Here is a 14,440-nt window from a genome sequence, read left to right as displayed (position 1 = left end):
AAAAAGGCCGTTTTGCGGCCTTTTTTACATTTATTGAAAATGACTTATATCTGCAAATTGCTTCACTTCACCTTTCCCTTCTTCAAATTCTATTATACTTAGACTAGCACTATGCATAAATGGATCATCCCATACATTTTCTATTTCAATACCCGCAAAATGTCCTACAAGTAGTTTTGCCGCTGCCGCATGGGAAACAATTAATATACTTTCTCCTTTATGCTTTTCTAAAAGAAGTTGTATCCCATCCATTACCCTTTTATGAACAGCCTCAAAATTTTCTCCCGATGTTGACTGGAAAAGATGTGGCTCATACCAAAATAACTGTATTTCGTCTGGGTACTGCCTTTCTATATCATCGACTGTCTGTCCTTCCCATATACCCATGTTAATTTCATAGAAATGCTCATCCGCGATTATCGGTATATCACGTTCGCCCTTTATTAACTCTGCAGTATGAAGGGTTCTTTCACTCGGACTACTATAGATCGCATCGATAGATAAATCTTTCATTCGATCTCCTAATTGCTTAGCTTGTAACATACCATTTTCAGTTAAAGCAGAATTTTTCCGGCCTTGCATTCGTTTCTCTACATTCCATTCCGTTTCACCATGCCTTGTTACATATACCGTTGTCTTCACTTCAATTCCCCCTTACCATGTCGGCCGCAATTCCCACGGTTCTACTCGTCCTACAATCCATTCATCACATTTACTTTCAATTCCTTTTATTACTCCATCCGATATTTCTTCATGGGTAAGCCATCTTCCGTATGTATCTTCTAATATAAAACCTAATATTATTCTATGATAGCTACATCGCGTACCGCCTATTTTTTGTGCGGCTATTCTCGACGCTTTACTGCCTAAAATATGAAAAACGTTGTATGTTTCAGACGACAAGTCTAATTCTCTACAAATGAGTGATAATGCATCCTTTGCACTTGCGTGTATCCATGCGACAACCAATGTTATTGGGCCATTCCTCTCAATTGTGTTTTTAATAGCTAACTTTACATCGTCATCATGATGATAATCTAACGGAAGGCATGTGATACTTTCAGGTGTGGTACTCTCCCGTTTAACATTTTCTAATTTCACTTCATCTCTTCCAATAATAGAAACATGAAACCCTTGCTCACAAAGCCACATAGACACCCTCTTTAGCATTCCCGTTCCACCAATTACTAACGCATGCAACTTCTTCCCCCCTTAGTAAAATGTCATATGAGGTTTATCTTCCCTATAATAATTAATTCGGTCTTGCAATGTCCCTGAATGAAACTCAAACTTATGTCCATCAGGATCAACAAAATATATAGACTCACAATCTCTTACATCCCGTTCTCTTCCTTGTAAAATATAAACATCGTTTTCTTCTAATCGTTGCAGTAGACGTTCAAAGTCTTTCTGTTCAACAGAAAACGCAATATGCGTATAAGATTGATGAATCTCATTTCTCGGAATATGTGTTTCTTCATTAAGTGCTATCCATACTCCACATATGTTAAAATATGCCAATTTTCTCCCTTTAACTAATAATTCTCCCCCTAATACTTTTTCATAAAACATAATAGAATTTTCTAAATTAGATACCGAAAAACAAATATGATTGATTCCCCTTAACAACTATAATTCCTCCTTATACAAAAAAGATGAGCGAAAATTCACTCACCTTTTATTGTACTATTTTTTTGTAATATATGCCCATTTATAACTGAAGTCCCCGCCAAACGTATGATTCGCAATACCTTTTACAAACGGCTTCTCTAAATAAGCTGTGCTTTGTTGATACGTAGGAGAAATTGCTGCATCTTGACCAATTAAGATTTTTTCAGCTTCCGCAAGTGCATCCCAGCGTGCTTTATCATCTTTTAATAGCTCTCCTTTTGATTTCGCTACTAAATCATCATACTTCGGATTAGAATAATCCATTTCATTAAATGAGCTTCCAGTAACAAACATATCAATATAAGTCATTGGATCTGGATAGTCAGGGCTCCATGCAGATAATGAGAATTCATATTCGAATTTCTTTTCTAAATCTAGCTTCTGCTTGTATGGTTGCTGTTTCAAATTCACTTTAATACCAGGTAAGTTTTTCTCTAATTCTTCTTTAATAAAGTCGCCTACTTTTTTACGGCTACCATTATCATCATTTAGTAATTCAACCGTAATTGTATCTTGACCAAGCTCTTTCTTCGCTTCTTCCCATAATTTTTTTGCTTTCGCTGCGTTATCTTTACTATCACGGAAGTTTTTATTTACAGAGCGGAAGTCTTTTCCATCCGGACCTGTCGTGAATTTTTCAGGTACTAAGAAATATGCTGGCAAAGAACCGTCATTTAAAATGACATCAGCAATTCCTTTTTTATCGTATGCCAAATCAATTGCTTCACGAACTTTTTGATTTTTAAACGTTGCATTTTTTTGGTTAAAACGTAAGAAATACATACGTGGATCTAACTTCGTTTTAAATTCATCTGGCTTATTCTTTTTATATTTATCAACGAATTCAGAACTTAAAATAACTCGATCCGCTTGATCACTATCATATAAATTTACTCCTGTGCTCGTTTCCTTCACAATATTTACATTAATTTCTTCTAACTTCACAGTATCTTTATCCCAATAATTAGGGTTTTTCTTTAGCTGATAACTTCGTTCATGTTTCCATTCACTCATCGTAAATGGTCCATTATATAATAATTTATCTGCTTCTAATCCGTATTTATCTCCTTGCTCTTTCACATATTTTTCATTTAATGGGAAAAATGTAGGGAACGACGTAAGCTCAAGAAAATAAGGTGCTGGTTGCTCTAATTCTACTACCAACGTTTTATCATCCTTCGCTTTAACACCCAATTGATCTGATGGTAATTCTCCTTTATTTACTTTCTGTGCATTTTTCACATCAAATAAAATGAATGCATATTCTGCCGCTATTGCTTTATCTAATGTACGTTGCCATGCATATACAAAATCTTGTGCTCGAACTGGATCACCATTTGACCATTTCGCATCACGTAATTCAAATGTATATGTCTTTTTATCTTCACTAATCTTCACATCTTTTGCCATGCCTGGTGTTGGTTTATTATCTTTATCTAGACGATATAAACCTTCCATTGCATTTACAAATACACGGAAAGATACAGAATCCGTTGATTTAGATGTATCCATTGAAGGAATTTCAGCTGTTTCTAGCAAATTTAAAACTTGTTTATCTGCCATTTCCTTATTCGATTCTTTCTTCGTTGTCGAAGCCTTCTCACCATTCCCACATCCTGCAACCAATACACTCGTCGTTAACGCAAGTGCAGCAATTGTTGTTGTCTTTCTCTTCATTCTTCCTTCCCCCAATCTATATGTATAAGTTAAATCTCGTATAATATATTTCATTATACAAAAGATTCTGATTATTTTAAATATTTATTTTAACAAACATAGAAAAAAGCGGTCGGAAGTTTCTTTCCAGCCGCTTTTTTGAATCGCATTTACTTGTAATCCATCCTCTATATCAAATGGATTTTGAACCTTAAATATTTCGTCCATCATCTTCAAAAACTCTTCTTCATTTTTAGATTCACCATTAACCGTAAGCGAGTACGGTTCCACTTCACCCAATTTATAATCGACAACAAATTGAATCGTCACCTTTTGTTTTGGTGCTCCCGCGTTATATCCTTGGAATTCTACTAATTCTAACCCTTCCGTTCCACGATAATATATCCAATCTGAATTTTGAAAATAATTTTCGAAAGATTCACCTATTGAAAAGAAAGGATATTCATAAAGCGAGCTTGTACGAACCTTTTGTATAACGTCTCGATTAGTCGGAAAAAAGAAATGACTAAAAAATATGCTAGCAACTGCTAAAATAGTAACAATTGTCGCTCCCATTTTGCTCGTTCCGCCACTATCATGGATAAGATAGTTTTCAACTGATTTATCTTTTATTTCTCTTGCTTTTATTCGGTATATACGTCTTTCCGCAAATTGATAGTATAATCCATTTGCAAAAATCCCCATTCCAAACAGAATAAAAATGAGTAATAAAAACGTAAGAGGCCCCATATTAATGATTGGCAGTGCTACATTGAAACCCATATAATAAGAAAACGCATCACACGCTACTAATAACAATACAAATAATGCTGCCGGTAAATAGTACTTACGATATCCAAGCCAACCTATATTGAAAATAGTTGCCCAACCATTCCAGCTCCACCTAGCAATCCGCTTATTCTCAAGCTCCCATTTCCTTTTGTAATACGGATATTGTCTCCCTACATATACTTCTAGTTCTTTATCTATTAACGAGCTACTTTCACCTTGTTCATTATCCAACTTTCGCTGACAACTTGCACAATTTAACTGTTCCTCCTCGCAAGGTTGACCACAATTTATACATTTCAAAACAATCCCTCTTCCCATCCATACGTCATTTCATAATACCTTCGTGTTTTAATAACCACTCTTTCCTCCATAAACCACCAGCATATCCAACAAGCTTTCCACTCTTTCCTATTACACGGTGACATGGAACGATTATTGAAATTGGATTCCGACTATTTGCCCCTCCTATCGCCCGTACAGCTTTCGTATTTCCAACCTTCTCTGCAATATCTAAATATGAAGCACTTACGCCATAAGGGATAGTATAAAGCGCATCCCATACATTTTTTTGAAATACTGTTCCCTCAGCAGATAGCGGGACTGTGAACTCTTTTCTTTTCCCCTTAAAATATTCATCTAGCTCATTTATACATTGATCTATTATTTCATTTTTATGTTCTTCTTGTCTCTCATCAACAAATATAACAGACGTAATTCCTTTATCGTTCGCTGTAATTTCCAGCAAGCCTAATTCACTTTCATAATAAGCCTGGTACATATGTCATCCTCCAATTCAATTCATATTAATTATTGTAACACGAATAGACAAAATTTTTCGTATAAGCGTTTTATTAGGGAAACAAAAACAAGAATGATACAATGTAAGAAAATTCAATCTAGGAGGCTATTGGATGAATTCTGAACTTTTTTCACCTTATACAATTAAGGACGTTACATTAAAAAACCGTATCGTTATGTCACCTATGTGCATGTATTCATCAGAAAACGAGGATGGCCAAGTAACTAATTTCCATCACGTTCATTACGGAACAAGAGCTGCTGGTCAAGTTGGTTTAGTTATGATCGAAGCAACAGCCGTGTTACCTGAAGGAAGAATTTCTAATAAAGACCTAGGTATATGGGATGATAGCCTAATTGAAGGCTTACATAAAACGACAACTTTTATACATGATAACGGCGCAAAAGCCGCCATTCAACTTGCTCACGCCGGAAGAAAAGCTGAATTAGAAACGGATGCTCTCGCTCCATCCGCAATTCCGTTTAATGAAACTATGAAAATCCCAGTAGAAATGAGTATACAGCAAATAAAAAAGACCATATTAGCTTTTCAAGAGGCTGCAATACGATCCAAACAAGCTGGATTTGACGTTATTGAAATACACGGCGCTCACGGTTATCTTATTAATGAATTTCTTTCTCCACTTTCTAATAAACGGACCGATGAATATGGAGGTTCACCTGAAAATCGCTATCGTTTCTTACGTGAAATCATTGACTCAATAAATGAAGTTTGGAACGGACCGTTATTTGTTCGTATTTCAGCAAACGATTATCATCCTGACGGTTTAACGGTTCAAGATTACGTTCCATATACAAACTGGATGAAAGAACAAGGAGTAGATTTAATTGATTGTAGTTCTGGAGCTGTTGTTCCGGCACACATCGATGTATATCCCGGGTATCAAGTGCAATATGCTAAACATATTAAAGAACATGCTAACATTGCAACTGGGGCTGTTGGTTTGATTACGAATGGAGTACAGGCAGAACAAATTTTAAATAATAACGAAGCAGATTTAATTTTTATCGGACGTGAGTTACTTCGCAATCCTTACTTTCCAAGAATAGCCGCCAATGAACTTAGTTTTGAGTTAGAAGAACCGTATCAATACAAACGAGCACCGGGGAAACTCCATACAAATAAATAAAACCGAGAATAATATGTACTACTGAATCTAGAGGAATAAAAAGTATACTATAAGATAACGTATGTTATTTCATAATATCGTTTTAAGGTGGATCAACATTTTGCTTGATACACCTATTTTTTTATGTATTTATCTCCCTTTCTGAATATGTGACAGGGTTAAAAATCGAATTCCACAATCATGATTACGAAAAAAACAATTCCTCAGATTAAGTGAGAAATTGTTTTTTCATATAGTAGTATTCTACATATTGATTCGTTTGTTTCGTTTATAACTCCAACAATTTTAAGTATCATTTACAAATAAGAACGATGCGCTGGCCATGAACCTTGAAGCTTGCGAAGTTGCACAATTTGCCCGGTATGATAAGCATCGTGCAAAAGGATGTTCATATATTGTTGCCAAATTGGTAGAGAAGGAGTTAATTGATTTAGTTCTGCTTCTTGAAGGGATATTAATGCAGATTGTAAGGCATCATGCACTTGAATTGTTCGCAACACTGTTTGTTGCCAAGCATCCTCATCATTACGTCCACCTTGGACAAACGTTTCATCATTATTTTGTGGCGCCACAAATGTTTCATCTTGATGCAAGCGGGCAAGTAAGCGTTCTTTAAAGATAAGTAAATGGTTTACATTTTCCCAAATCGTATTACTAGCCTCTCCTTCTGGTTGCCAACATGCTTGTGCAGCAGTAAGGTCCTTTAACGCGTCTGATAAAGGTGGATACCATTCTTCTTCGTAAAACACTTGCTTAATTCCATTTTGCAACATTTCTTTTTTACTCATTCTTATATCCTCCTTTTGCAAATCTCCAAAAAATACGGAGTAGTACATATGGGACTTTTATATCTTCGGAACCCAATTCCCTTCAGATTTTACTCAAACAGATATAAAAACAGATTATTTCCAAATAGAAAGTATATTCTATTTGATTTATTGGCATTACAAACAATGGATATATGATAGTAGTATATTTTCAAATGAGGTGAAACATTCTTATAACACGAAATCATCAGTTAGTATAATACGACTCTAAAAATAGCATTGCAATAAACGAGATCACTTGTCGTACAAGATCAAGAGTGTTGGAGATGTATAAAGTGAAACTTTAATCCGCGGGGATTTTGCTGTCCACAAATAGAGGGATAAAAATGCGATTTGCATAATAAATTATCGTAAAAAAAGAGTGGGCTCCCCACTCCTTTTTTACTTTCTTATAATTGCTAAACTACATGTATTTACTATTCATTCAAGATTCAAACTTTTTTTAAATACATGTCATTCTTTTCGTTTTTTATTCTATCGTTGTAATTTCATTTGAGTTATAAATATAAATACCCGTTTCTTCTCGCAATGCAGTTATATACATCCCTTTCGCCACATCTTTCGCTGAAATTGGTTTATACTTTTTGAAAGCCCCTTTAAATATAAAAGGAATGATACGAGATAATTTTTCAGCCATTCGTTCACCGAAACGAAATTCTTGTCGATTTCCTACTAATAAAGATGGCCTAAAAATGTGAATACCACCAATGACTAACTTTTGTAATTCCTCTTCCATTCTCCCTTTAACTTGCGAATAAAAGAAAAACGATTTAGGTTTTGCTCCCATTGAAGACACAACAAGGAAATTTTGTACCCCTTGTTTTTCAGCTAAACAAGCAGCTCGTAACGTATATTCATAATCTACCTTTTTGAAATTTGCCTTTGTTTTTGCTTTTTTGATTGTTGTTCCTAGACAACTAAATACGTCATCTACAGCAAAAAACTCTTTATATTCCTCTAACATCGAAAAATCTATTTGCTTTTGCTGTAACTTTTCATGTTGCCATTGCATTGGTTCCCTTACAAAAATAGTAACCGAATCGTAGTAATCTGATTCAAGTAATAGACGCGTTATCTCTTGTCCAACTAAACCACTTGCACCAAGTACTAACGCTGTTCGCTTATTCATATATGCATATACCTCTTATTTTACTTTTCTCTCCTTCAGTAAAATACAACTTTTAGGAGTTTCCTGCTCTCATTTTACCACAAGTAAAGCACTATGCGTACGCATAGTGCTTTACTCACTCTTTTTTCTCATCTTTCTCTCGCAATTTTGTTACTGTTGATGCATCTCCTAAATTACTTATTAATCTTCTTAAAAAAATTAAGACTAATGCTAATGGTAATACTACCGCTAATATCAATAAAATAGCTTCCATTAAGTAACCCAAACACTCATCCCCCTCTACACCCTCCTTTCAAATATATGAACGTAGCGTTGTCACATATGCATGCATTCCTAAAAATAATACATCCAAATTTGACAACTTTATAACAAAAACAAATCGGAATGATTATTATTTATTGCAACTTTATAAAAGATGTATTATACTAAGTTCGCAAACTAAAACGTAATTATTCCGTTTTGTATTAAAATGATATTTTTCTTCTATAATTGGGGAAAATATATCCGTAAAAAAAGAAAAGAGGAGAACTTCATGCCTAAAAGATTGACTATATTTTCATTCTTACTTATTTTCACTTTAATTTTTACTGGCTGCTCAAATAAAAAAGAAGGTAATGCCAAGAAAGATGGAAAGCTAACTGTTTATACAACTATTTTTCCTCTTGCAGATTTCGCAAAAAAAATTGGTGGCGACTATGTAACGGTTGAAGCAATTTATCCACCTGGTGCAGATTCTCATACATTTGAACCAAGTCAAAAACAAACAGTAAAAGTTGCAAAAGCCGATTTATTCGTTTATAACGGGGCTGAATTAGAACCATTTGCTGAAAAAATGGAAAAAACATTACAAAAAGAAAATGTTAAAATTGTAAATGCTTCAAAAGGTATTGAACTGCGTACTTCTACTGAAGAAGAGCATCATGATCACGGAGACGACCATAAAGAAGAGGAACATCATCACGATAAAGACCCACACATTTGGTTAGACCCTACCCTGGCAATGAAACAGGCTGAAAAAATTAAAAATGCACTTGTAGAATTACAACCTGACCATAAACAAGAGTTCGAAAAAAACTTTGCAGCACTTCAAACAAAATTTACTGATTTAGATGATCAATTTAAAGCAGCTATTGCGAATGCAAAAACGAAAGATATTTTAGTTTCTCATGCGGCTTATGGATACTGGGAACAACGCTATGGCCTGAAACAAATTGCTATCGCTGGTATTTCAGCTTCTGATGAACCATCTCAAAAACAGCTTGCTGACATTACAAAAACAGTAAAAGAACATAATCTAAAATATATTTTATTTGAAACATTCTCTACTCCAAAAGTAGCATCTGTTATTCAAAAAGAAACGGGCACAAAAATTTTACGCTTAAATCATCTTGCTACTATTTCTGAAGATGACGCGAAGAGCAATAAAGATTACTTCACTTTAATGGAAGAAAACGTAAACACATTGAAAGAAGCTACTAACTAATCAATTTTTTTAAGAAGCTGAACGAGTCATTCAGCTTCTTTTTTATTCGCTCTTACTTGACTTGACCAAAATAACAAGTAAAATTATCCATATTAGCTTTTAAGCTATATTAATTTAGAAGGTGAGTTGGAATTATGACTCTTCACATTTGTGAAGTAACAGAAACAAATTGGCGTTCGGTAGCTGCTTTAAACGTCGCAAAAGACCAGCAGCAATTTATTGAAAGCAATGCGTTTTCTCTAGCAGAATCATTATATGAGAAAAACGGAACGTCAGTAGGTTTATATGATGGCGAAACACTTGTAGGATATGCAATGTATGGATGGTATTGGGAAAAACGTAAAAGCGTATGGTTAGACCGCTTTATGATTGACCAACGCTATCAAGGAAAAGGATACGCAAAACGCTTTCTTCGCATACTCATTCAATTCTTACAAGATAAATTTGAATGTAAAATAATTTATTTAAGTTTACATCCAGACAACAAACTTGCAATGGGACTATATGAATCATTTGGCTTCCGTTTAAATGGCGATATTGATGATGAAGGACCAGTTGTAGGTGTTGTAATGGAGTTACTAGTAAATGAACATACAAGCCTGTGAAAACAGGCTTTTTATTATCCTTCGTTTTTTGCAATCTAGCATTTTTCTACAAAATACTTAGTTAAGTCAAAAAAATAAGCCTGCAATATATGCAGACTTATTTCACACACTCCCCGAAATGTTCTTGGAACCATTCTTTATTAATATCTTTTCCGATAAACACAACTTCACTTACTCGTTCTTCGCCCTCTTGCCACTCTCTATCATATGATGCAGCAAACAGTGTATGCACACCTTGGAAAACGATACGTTTATCTACTCCATCAATCGATAAAATTCCTTTGTAGCGATATAAATACTCCCCTAGCTCTTGAACGACAGCTGACATCCACTCATTTAGTTTTTGTAAATCTAACGGTCGCTCTTCGCGTAGTACAAACGACTTTACCCCTTCTAGATGATTATGCTCTTTATGAGGATAAATTTGTAACGTATCTTTCGTTTTAAACGTTTGAATTTGTAGTAACGATGGAATATCTACATCACAGTTAGTCGCCTCGATTAACTTTGCAGTTGGGTTAATACCTTGCAGTTCCTGCAATAGATTTTCCTTTTCACTTTCATCCACTAAATCTAATTTATTTACTAAAACGACATCAGCAAATGCAATTTGTTCCTTTGCTTCTAGTCCTTTTTCAAAATGTTTATGTATATGATAACTATCTACTACTGTTACAACGCCGTTAATTTGGTATGCAGATTGAATCACAGGATCTAAAAAGAATGTTTGAATAATCGGACCTGGATTTGCAAGACCAGTCGTTTCAATTTCTAATCCATCAAATTCCATTTTACCTTCTGCTTTTACGTCCAGTAATTGTTTTAAAGCGACTAGTAAATCTTCACGTACAGTACAACATAAACATCCATTCGTCATCTCCATAATCTCTTCTTCGACATTCATAATCAGCTGATTATCAATACCAATTTGTCCTATTTCATTTACAATCACTGCTAATTTATGACCGTGATTTTCTGATAAAATGCGATTTAATAATGTCGTTTTCCCTGATCCAAGAAAACCAGTTAATATTGTTACTGGAATCATTTCGTACATCTCCTTATAGCTATATGTTTTTACATTATAGCATATAGAGAAAATCGTTTTTGTAGCAAAACATATTTATTGTATGTACGACACTGTAACTATATAATAATATGTAGCAAGAAAGCCTTTTCAAAAAATGATTCATTCATCAAGGAGGTACTTATAATGGAAAGAGTTCAAATGGCCGAAACACTAGAATTTTCTCGTATTATTCAAGGTTTTTGGCGTTTAGCAGAATGGAATATGCCAAAGCAAGAGTTACTTTCTTTTATGGAAGCTTGTATGGATATGGGAATTACTACTTTCGATCATGCTGATATTTATGGCGGATATACGTGTGAAGGATTATTTGGAGAAGCGTTACAACTCAAGCCTTCCTTACGCGAAGACATGCAAATTATCACAAAATGTGGAATCGCTCCCCCATCACCAAAATTTCCAGAGAGATATGTTGCGCACTACAATACGAGTGCTGAACATATAATAAAAAGCGCGGAAGACTCATTACAAAACTTACATACAGATTATATTGATGTACTGCTCATTCATCGCCCTGATCCATTTATGGATCCAAATGAAGTAGCAGAAGCGTTCTCACGCTTAAAGCAAGAAGGAAAAGTCCGTCACTTCGGTGTATCTAACTTTTTACCTTCACAGTTTAATATGTTAAGTTCTTATTTAAATTTCCCGCTCATTACAAATCAAATTGAAGTATCTGCGATGCAGCTTGAACATTTCGAAAAAGGGACAATTGATTTATGCCAAGAAAAGCGAATCAATCCTATGATTTGGTCGCCTCTTGCTGGCGGAGAAATCTTTACTGGTCAATCAGAACGTGCTGTACGTTTACGTGAAACTTTACAGAAGGTTGCTACTGAACTAGATGTTACTAGCATCGATACAGTTATGTATGCATGGCTGCTTGCTCATCCAGCTAACATGATGCCAATCGTTGGATCTGGTAAATTAGATCGTGTTAAAACAGCCGCCCTTGCTACAAAAGTTAATTTAGATCGTCAACAATGGTTTACAATTTTCGAAAGCTCTAATGGACATCCTGTACCATAATACACAAAAAGAAGAGCTGTTTCTTTACAGCTCTTCTTTTTCATATGTATTTCTAGTCATGGCAAATACACACATATCCCTTAATCCATTTCCATCTACCGCTACACTCGCACTTTCCAATGTACCTTCTAACTTAAATCCTAATTTCTCAGGTATCGCTCTACTCTTCTTATTTAAAGAATCACATCGAATTTCTACGCGGTTTGCTTTCAGCTCAGAAAAAGCATAATCCGTTATACCCTTTGCAGCCTCTACCATATAACCCTTTCCACTAAACCTTGAATCAATCCAATACCCAATTTCAAATTGAGGTATATCCCAATTAATACGATGCAATCCAGCTGATGCAATAAATTCACCTGTTTCTTTCGAAAAAACTAGTAATCTTAAATCCTCACGCTGCAAAAATTGAATATGTGATTTTCTAATGCTCACCTCTACTTCTTCCTCTGTTTGCTCTTTTTGTGCAAAAACCATCCATGGTTTTAATTCTTTCATAGAAGCTTGAATTGCATCGTATACAGCTTTACCGTCACCTGGTTTCGGCATTCGAATAAATAGCCTATCAGTATAAAATTCAGAAGGAAAATCAAATAATAACGGATTCACTTTCAACACTCCTTTTAATTCTTTTATATATAATAATATCCATCTCAAACTATACAGTAAAGAAATTTCTGAATTTTACACATTTTAACCATTTACCTCTACCGCTACACGAACTCCAGATTCAATTGCACCTTGTATCCATCCGTGATATAACGTTGTATGATCACCTGCAAAGTATAATCTCCCCTCTGGTTTTATAATCGCTGGTTGTAGCTCAGATTCTTGCCCTGCCTGAAATAGTGCAAACCCTCCCAGTGCATATGGATCCAATGTCCAACTTTTGGATATGCCAGACATGAACTCATCATATACTTGATCGCCTAATATTGTCGCTAAATTTTGTAGTGTGTAATAAATACGATCACCTTTTGATAACCCATCCCATAACAACGCATCATAAGACCATGTATAGCTTCCTAACATCATAGCAGGTCCTTTTTCTCCAATTCCGTGACTTGGATAATAGGCGTAACGAATTGGCAAATCCGTTATAATCCTGCCACCTAATTGTCCTTGTTCTTCCCAAAATCGACTTTTAAATTGAATTCCTATTTTCGTCGCTGGCATATAATGCAATTCGCGAATTGCTTTCCATTTTTCATGAGATATAGAATTAAATGGATCTACTTCCACAAAACGCATTGTCGAGAATGGGATTGTAATAATAACTAAATCCCCATTAATACTACTATATTCAAAAGTTTCCTCGTTTCGATAGAAAGCTGTCACACCATTATCATGTTGTTGTAGCTTCATTAATTTTTGATTATATATAATATTTTCTTCTAATTGTGGTAAAAAGGACTTTGGTAATCTATCATTCCCGCCTACTATTTCACAAAATCCACTCTCCACTTGCATAATATATAAAAAGCGTAACGTCTCAACAAATGACCTTTCCAAAAAACCTTCTAAATCTAATAAAACACCAATCATCTCTATTGTTACTGGTGAAAAGTAAGTATTATATTGATAAGGGTAATACTTTAAAAATTGTCCTGTAGAGTATCTCCCAAAATCCTTTACTACAATATCCCAATTTTTCTCTGGGTTCTTTTTTATAAAATTTATAATGGGCTGCACCGCTAACATTAATAGCTCCTCAGACGTTTTCCCAACTTCATTCATTTCCACAGGATACTTTAATATACTTGGATCTTTTTCGTATTGTTTTAATGTCGTTTTTCGGCCATTTACGTAAACGATATCTGTCTCATTCCTATTAATAAAAGGGCTTACCTGTAGCCCGAATTTTCTTATATATGCCATCGTTAATGTGTGCGAATACGGAATTCTCATTGCCCCAACATCTAAATATAATCCGGTATCTTCCATTCTAACCGTCTCTATGCGGCCACCTACCCGGTTGTTTGCTTCAAAAATCTTTACATCATGTCCTGCAGCTTTTAATAAAGATGCCGAAACCAACCCAGCCATACCGGCCCCTACTACTATAATTCGCTTCGGACGAGTCGTCTTCTTTAAGCCTTTATTTATAACTTTTAACGTTTCATCCATCTCAGTGTTATACATTATATCTTTCTGCACAATTCCACCCCTTACTTCATAAAGTGAAACTATAATCAGTGGGGGGTCTTCCCCT

16 protein-coding genes are annotated in these 14,440 nt (G+C 34.9%); 4 read left to right on the top strand and 12 right to left on the bottom strand.

Annotated elements, in window-relative coordinates; translation table 11 throughout:
- Positions 1-30: 30 nt before the first annotated feature.
- The 6 genes from GFJ36_RS09410 to GFJ36_RS09385 form a co-directional block, all read right to left on the bottom strand.
- Positions 31-642: a phosphoserine phosphatase 1 gene (locus GFJ36_RS09410; RefSeq protein ID WP_097889426.1), complete on the bottom strand. Its 612-nt coding sequence runs from the start codon at positions 640-642 to the stop codon at positions 31-33.
- Positions 643-654: 12 nt separating this feature from the next.
- On the bottom strand, positions 655-1,200 hold the full coding sequence (locus GFJ36_RS09405; protein ID WP_000543151.1) for a short-chain dehydrogenase: 546 nt from the start codon (positions 1,198-1,200) through the stop codon (positions 655-657).
- Positions 1,201-1,212: 12 nt separating this feature from the next.
- Complete coding sequence (fosB, locus tag GFJ36_RS09400; protein WP_157349534.1) at positions 1,213-1,629, bottom strand: FosBx1 family fosfomycin resistance bacillithiol transferase; 417 nt, start codon at positions 1,627-1,629, stop codon at positions 1,213-1,215.
- Positions 1,630-1,686: 57 nt separating this feature from the next.
- The gene (locus GFJ36_RS09395; RefSeq protein WP_000824264.1) at positions 1,687-3,348 is read right to left on the bottom strand and encodes a peptide ABC transporter substrate-binding protein; all 1,662 of its coding nucleotides are present in this window, start codon (positions 3,346-3,348) and stop codon (positions 1,687-1,689) included.
- A gap of 84 nt (positions 3,349-3,432) precedes the next feature.
- Positions 3,433-4,437: a DUF2628 domain-containing protein gene (locus GFJ36_RS09390; protein WP_087982768.1), complete on the bottom strand. Its 1,005-nt coding sequence runs from the start codon at positions 4,435-4,437 to the stop codon at positions 3,433-3,435.
- Positions 4,438-4,444: 7 nt separating this feature from the next.
- Complete coding sequence (locus tag GFJ36_RS09385) at positions 4,445-4,897, bottom strand: methylated-DNA--[protein]-cysteine S-methyltransferase (RefSeq protein WP_087982770.1); 453 nt, start codon at positions 4,895-4,897, stop codon at positions 4,445-4,447.
- A 133-nt stretch (positions 4,898-5,030) separates the two neighbouring features.
- Between GFJ36_RS09385 and namA the strand changes: the two genes are divergently transcribed.
- Positions 5,031-6,068 carry an NADPH dehydrogenase NamA gene (namA, locus tag GFJ36_RS09380; protein ID WP_087982772.1) on the top strand — a complete coding sequence of 346 codons (1,038 nt, stop codon included), beginning with the start codon at positions 5,031-5,033 and terminating at the stop codon, positions 6,066-6,068.
- Positions 6,069-6,364: 296 nt separating this feature from the next.
- Here namA and GFJ36_RS09375 read toward each other — a convergent pair whose 3' ends face one another.
- From GFJ36_RS09375 to GFJ36_RS29060, 3 genes are all read right to left on the bottom strand, one after another.
- The gene (locus tag GFJ36_RS09375; protein ID WP_087982774.1) at positions 6,365-6,856 is read right to left on the bottom strand and encodes a DinB family protein; all 492 of its coding nucleotides are present in this window, start codon (positions 6,854-6,856) and stop codon (positions 6,365-6,367) included.
- A 508-nt stretch (positions 6,857-7,364) separates the two neighbouring features.
- Positions 7,365-8,024: an oxidoreductase gene (locus tag GFJ36_RS09370; protein ID WP_048559679.1), complete on the bottom strand. Its 660-nt coding sequence runs from the start codon at positions 8,022-8,024 to the stop codon at positions 7,365-7,367.
- Positions 8,025-8,139: 115 nt separating this feature from the next.
- Entirely contained in the window at positions 8,140-8,289 is a 150-nt protein-coding gene (locus GFJ36_RS29060; protein ID WP_000540925.1) for a hypothetical protein, read from the bottom strand.
- Between the two features lie 267 nt (positions 8,290-8,556).
- Here GFJ36_RS29060 and GFJ36_RS09365 point away from each other — a divergent pair, with 267 nt between their 5' ends.
- Together GFJ36_RS09365 and GFJ36_RS09360 are read left to right on the top strand one after the other, a co-directional pair.
- Entirely contained in the window at positions 8,557-9,507 is a 951-nt protein-coding gene (locus GFJ36_RS09365) for a metal ABC transporter substrate-binding protein (RefSeq protein ID WP_087982776.1), read from the top strand.
- Between the two features lie 134 nt (positions 9,508-9,641).
- A complete protein-coding gene (locus tag GFJ36_RS09360) occupies positions 9,642-10,112 on the top strand; it encodes a GNAT family N-acetyltransferase (protein WP_087982778.1) in 471 nt (156 codons plus the stop codon).
- Positions 10,113-10,209: 97 nt separating this feature from the next.
- Here the strand turns inward: GFJ36_RS09360 and GFJ36_RS09355 are convergent, their stop codons facing one another.
- Positions 10,210-11,160: a CobW family GTP-binding protein gene (locus GFJ36_RS09355; protein WP_157349533.1), complete on the bottom strand. Its 951-nt coding sequence runs from the start codon at positions 11,158-11,160 to the stop codon at positions 10,210-10,212.
- Between the two features lie 165 nt (positions 11,161-11,325).
- Here GFJ36_RS09355 and GFJ36_RS09350 point away from each other — a divergent pair, with 165 nt between their 5' ends.
- The gene (locus GFJ36_RS09350; protein ID WP_087982782.1) at positions 11,326-12,228 is read left to right on the top strand and encodes an aldo/keto reductase; all 903 of its coding nucleotides are present in this window, start codon (positions 11,326-11,328) and stop codon (positions 12,226-12,228) included.
- A gap of 24 nt (positions 12,229-12,252) precedes the next feature.
- On the opposite strand, the gene GFJ36_RS09345 is transcribed toward GFJ36_RS09350, so the two are convergent.
- Together GFJ36_RS09345 and GFJ36_RS09340 are read right to left on the bottom strand one after the other, a co-directional pair.
- Positions 12,253-12,837: a GNAT family N-acetyltransferase gene (locus GFJ36_RS09345; protein ID WP_001068733.1), complete on the bottom strand. Its 585-nt coding sequence runs from the start codon at positions 12,835-12,837 to the stop codon at positions 12,253-12,255.
- An 84-nt stretch (positions 12,838-12,921) separates the two neighbouring features.
- Positions 12,922-14,385 carry a flavin monoamine oxidase family protein gene (locus GFJ36_RS09340; protein ID WP_097889425.1) on the bottom strand — a complete coding sequence of 488 codons (1,464 nt, stop codon included), beginning with the start codon at positions 14,383-14,385 and terminating at the stop codon, positions 12,922-12,924.
- Positions 14,386-14,440 lie beyond the last annotated feature (55 nt).

This window comes from Bacillus sp. EE-W1 (assembly GCF_009760835.1).
Taxonomy (GTDB): Bacteria; Bacillota; Bacilli; order Bacillales; family Bacillaceae_G; genus Bacillus_A; species Bacillus_A wiedmannii.
Note: the sequence above shows the minus strand (reverse complement) of the source record. Positions and strands in the feature narration are given on the sequence as shown.

Coding starts and splice junctions, on each gene's coding strand:
- GFJ36_RS09395 (WP_000824264.1), bottom strand. CDS start 3,348: ATGAAGAGAAAGACAACAACAATTGCTGCACTTGCGTTAACGACGAGT.
- GFJ36_RS09390 (WP_087982768.1), bottom strand. CDS start 4,437: ATGGGAAGAGGGATTGTTTTGAAATGTATAAATTGTGGTCAACCTTGC.
- GFJ36_RS09385 (WP_087982770.1), bottom strand. CDS start 4,897: ATGTACCAGGCTTATTATGAAAGTGAATTAGGCTTGCTGGAAATTACA.
- namA (WP_087982772.1), top strand. CDS start 5,031: ATGAATTCTGAACTTTTTTCACCTTATACAATTAAGGACGTTACATTA.
- GFJ36_RS09375 (WP_087982774.1), bottom strand. CDS start 6,856: ATGAGTAAAAAAGAAATGTTGCAAAATGGAATTAAGCAAGTGTTTTAC.
- GFJ36_RS09370 (WP_048559679.1), bottom strand. CDS start 8,024: ATGAATAAGCGAACAGCGTTAGTACTTGGTGCAAGTGGTTTAGTTGGA.
- GFJ36_RS09365 (WP_087982776.1), top strand. CDS start 8,557: ATGCCTAAAAGATTGACTATATTTTCATTCTTACTTATTTTCACTTTA.
- GFJ36_RS09360 (WP_087982778.1), top strand. CDS start 9,642: ATGACTCTTCACATTTGTGAAGTAACAGAAACAAATTGGCGTTCGGTA.
- GFJ36_RS09355 (WP_157349533.1), bottom strand. CDS start 11,160: ATGATTCCAGTAACAATATTAACTGGTTTTCTTGGATCAGGGAAAACG.
- GFJ36_RS09350 (WP_087982782.1), top strand. CDS start 11,326: ATGGAAAGAGTTCAAATGGCCGAAACACTAGAATTTTCTCGTATTATT.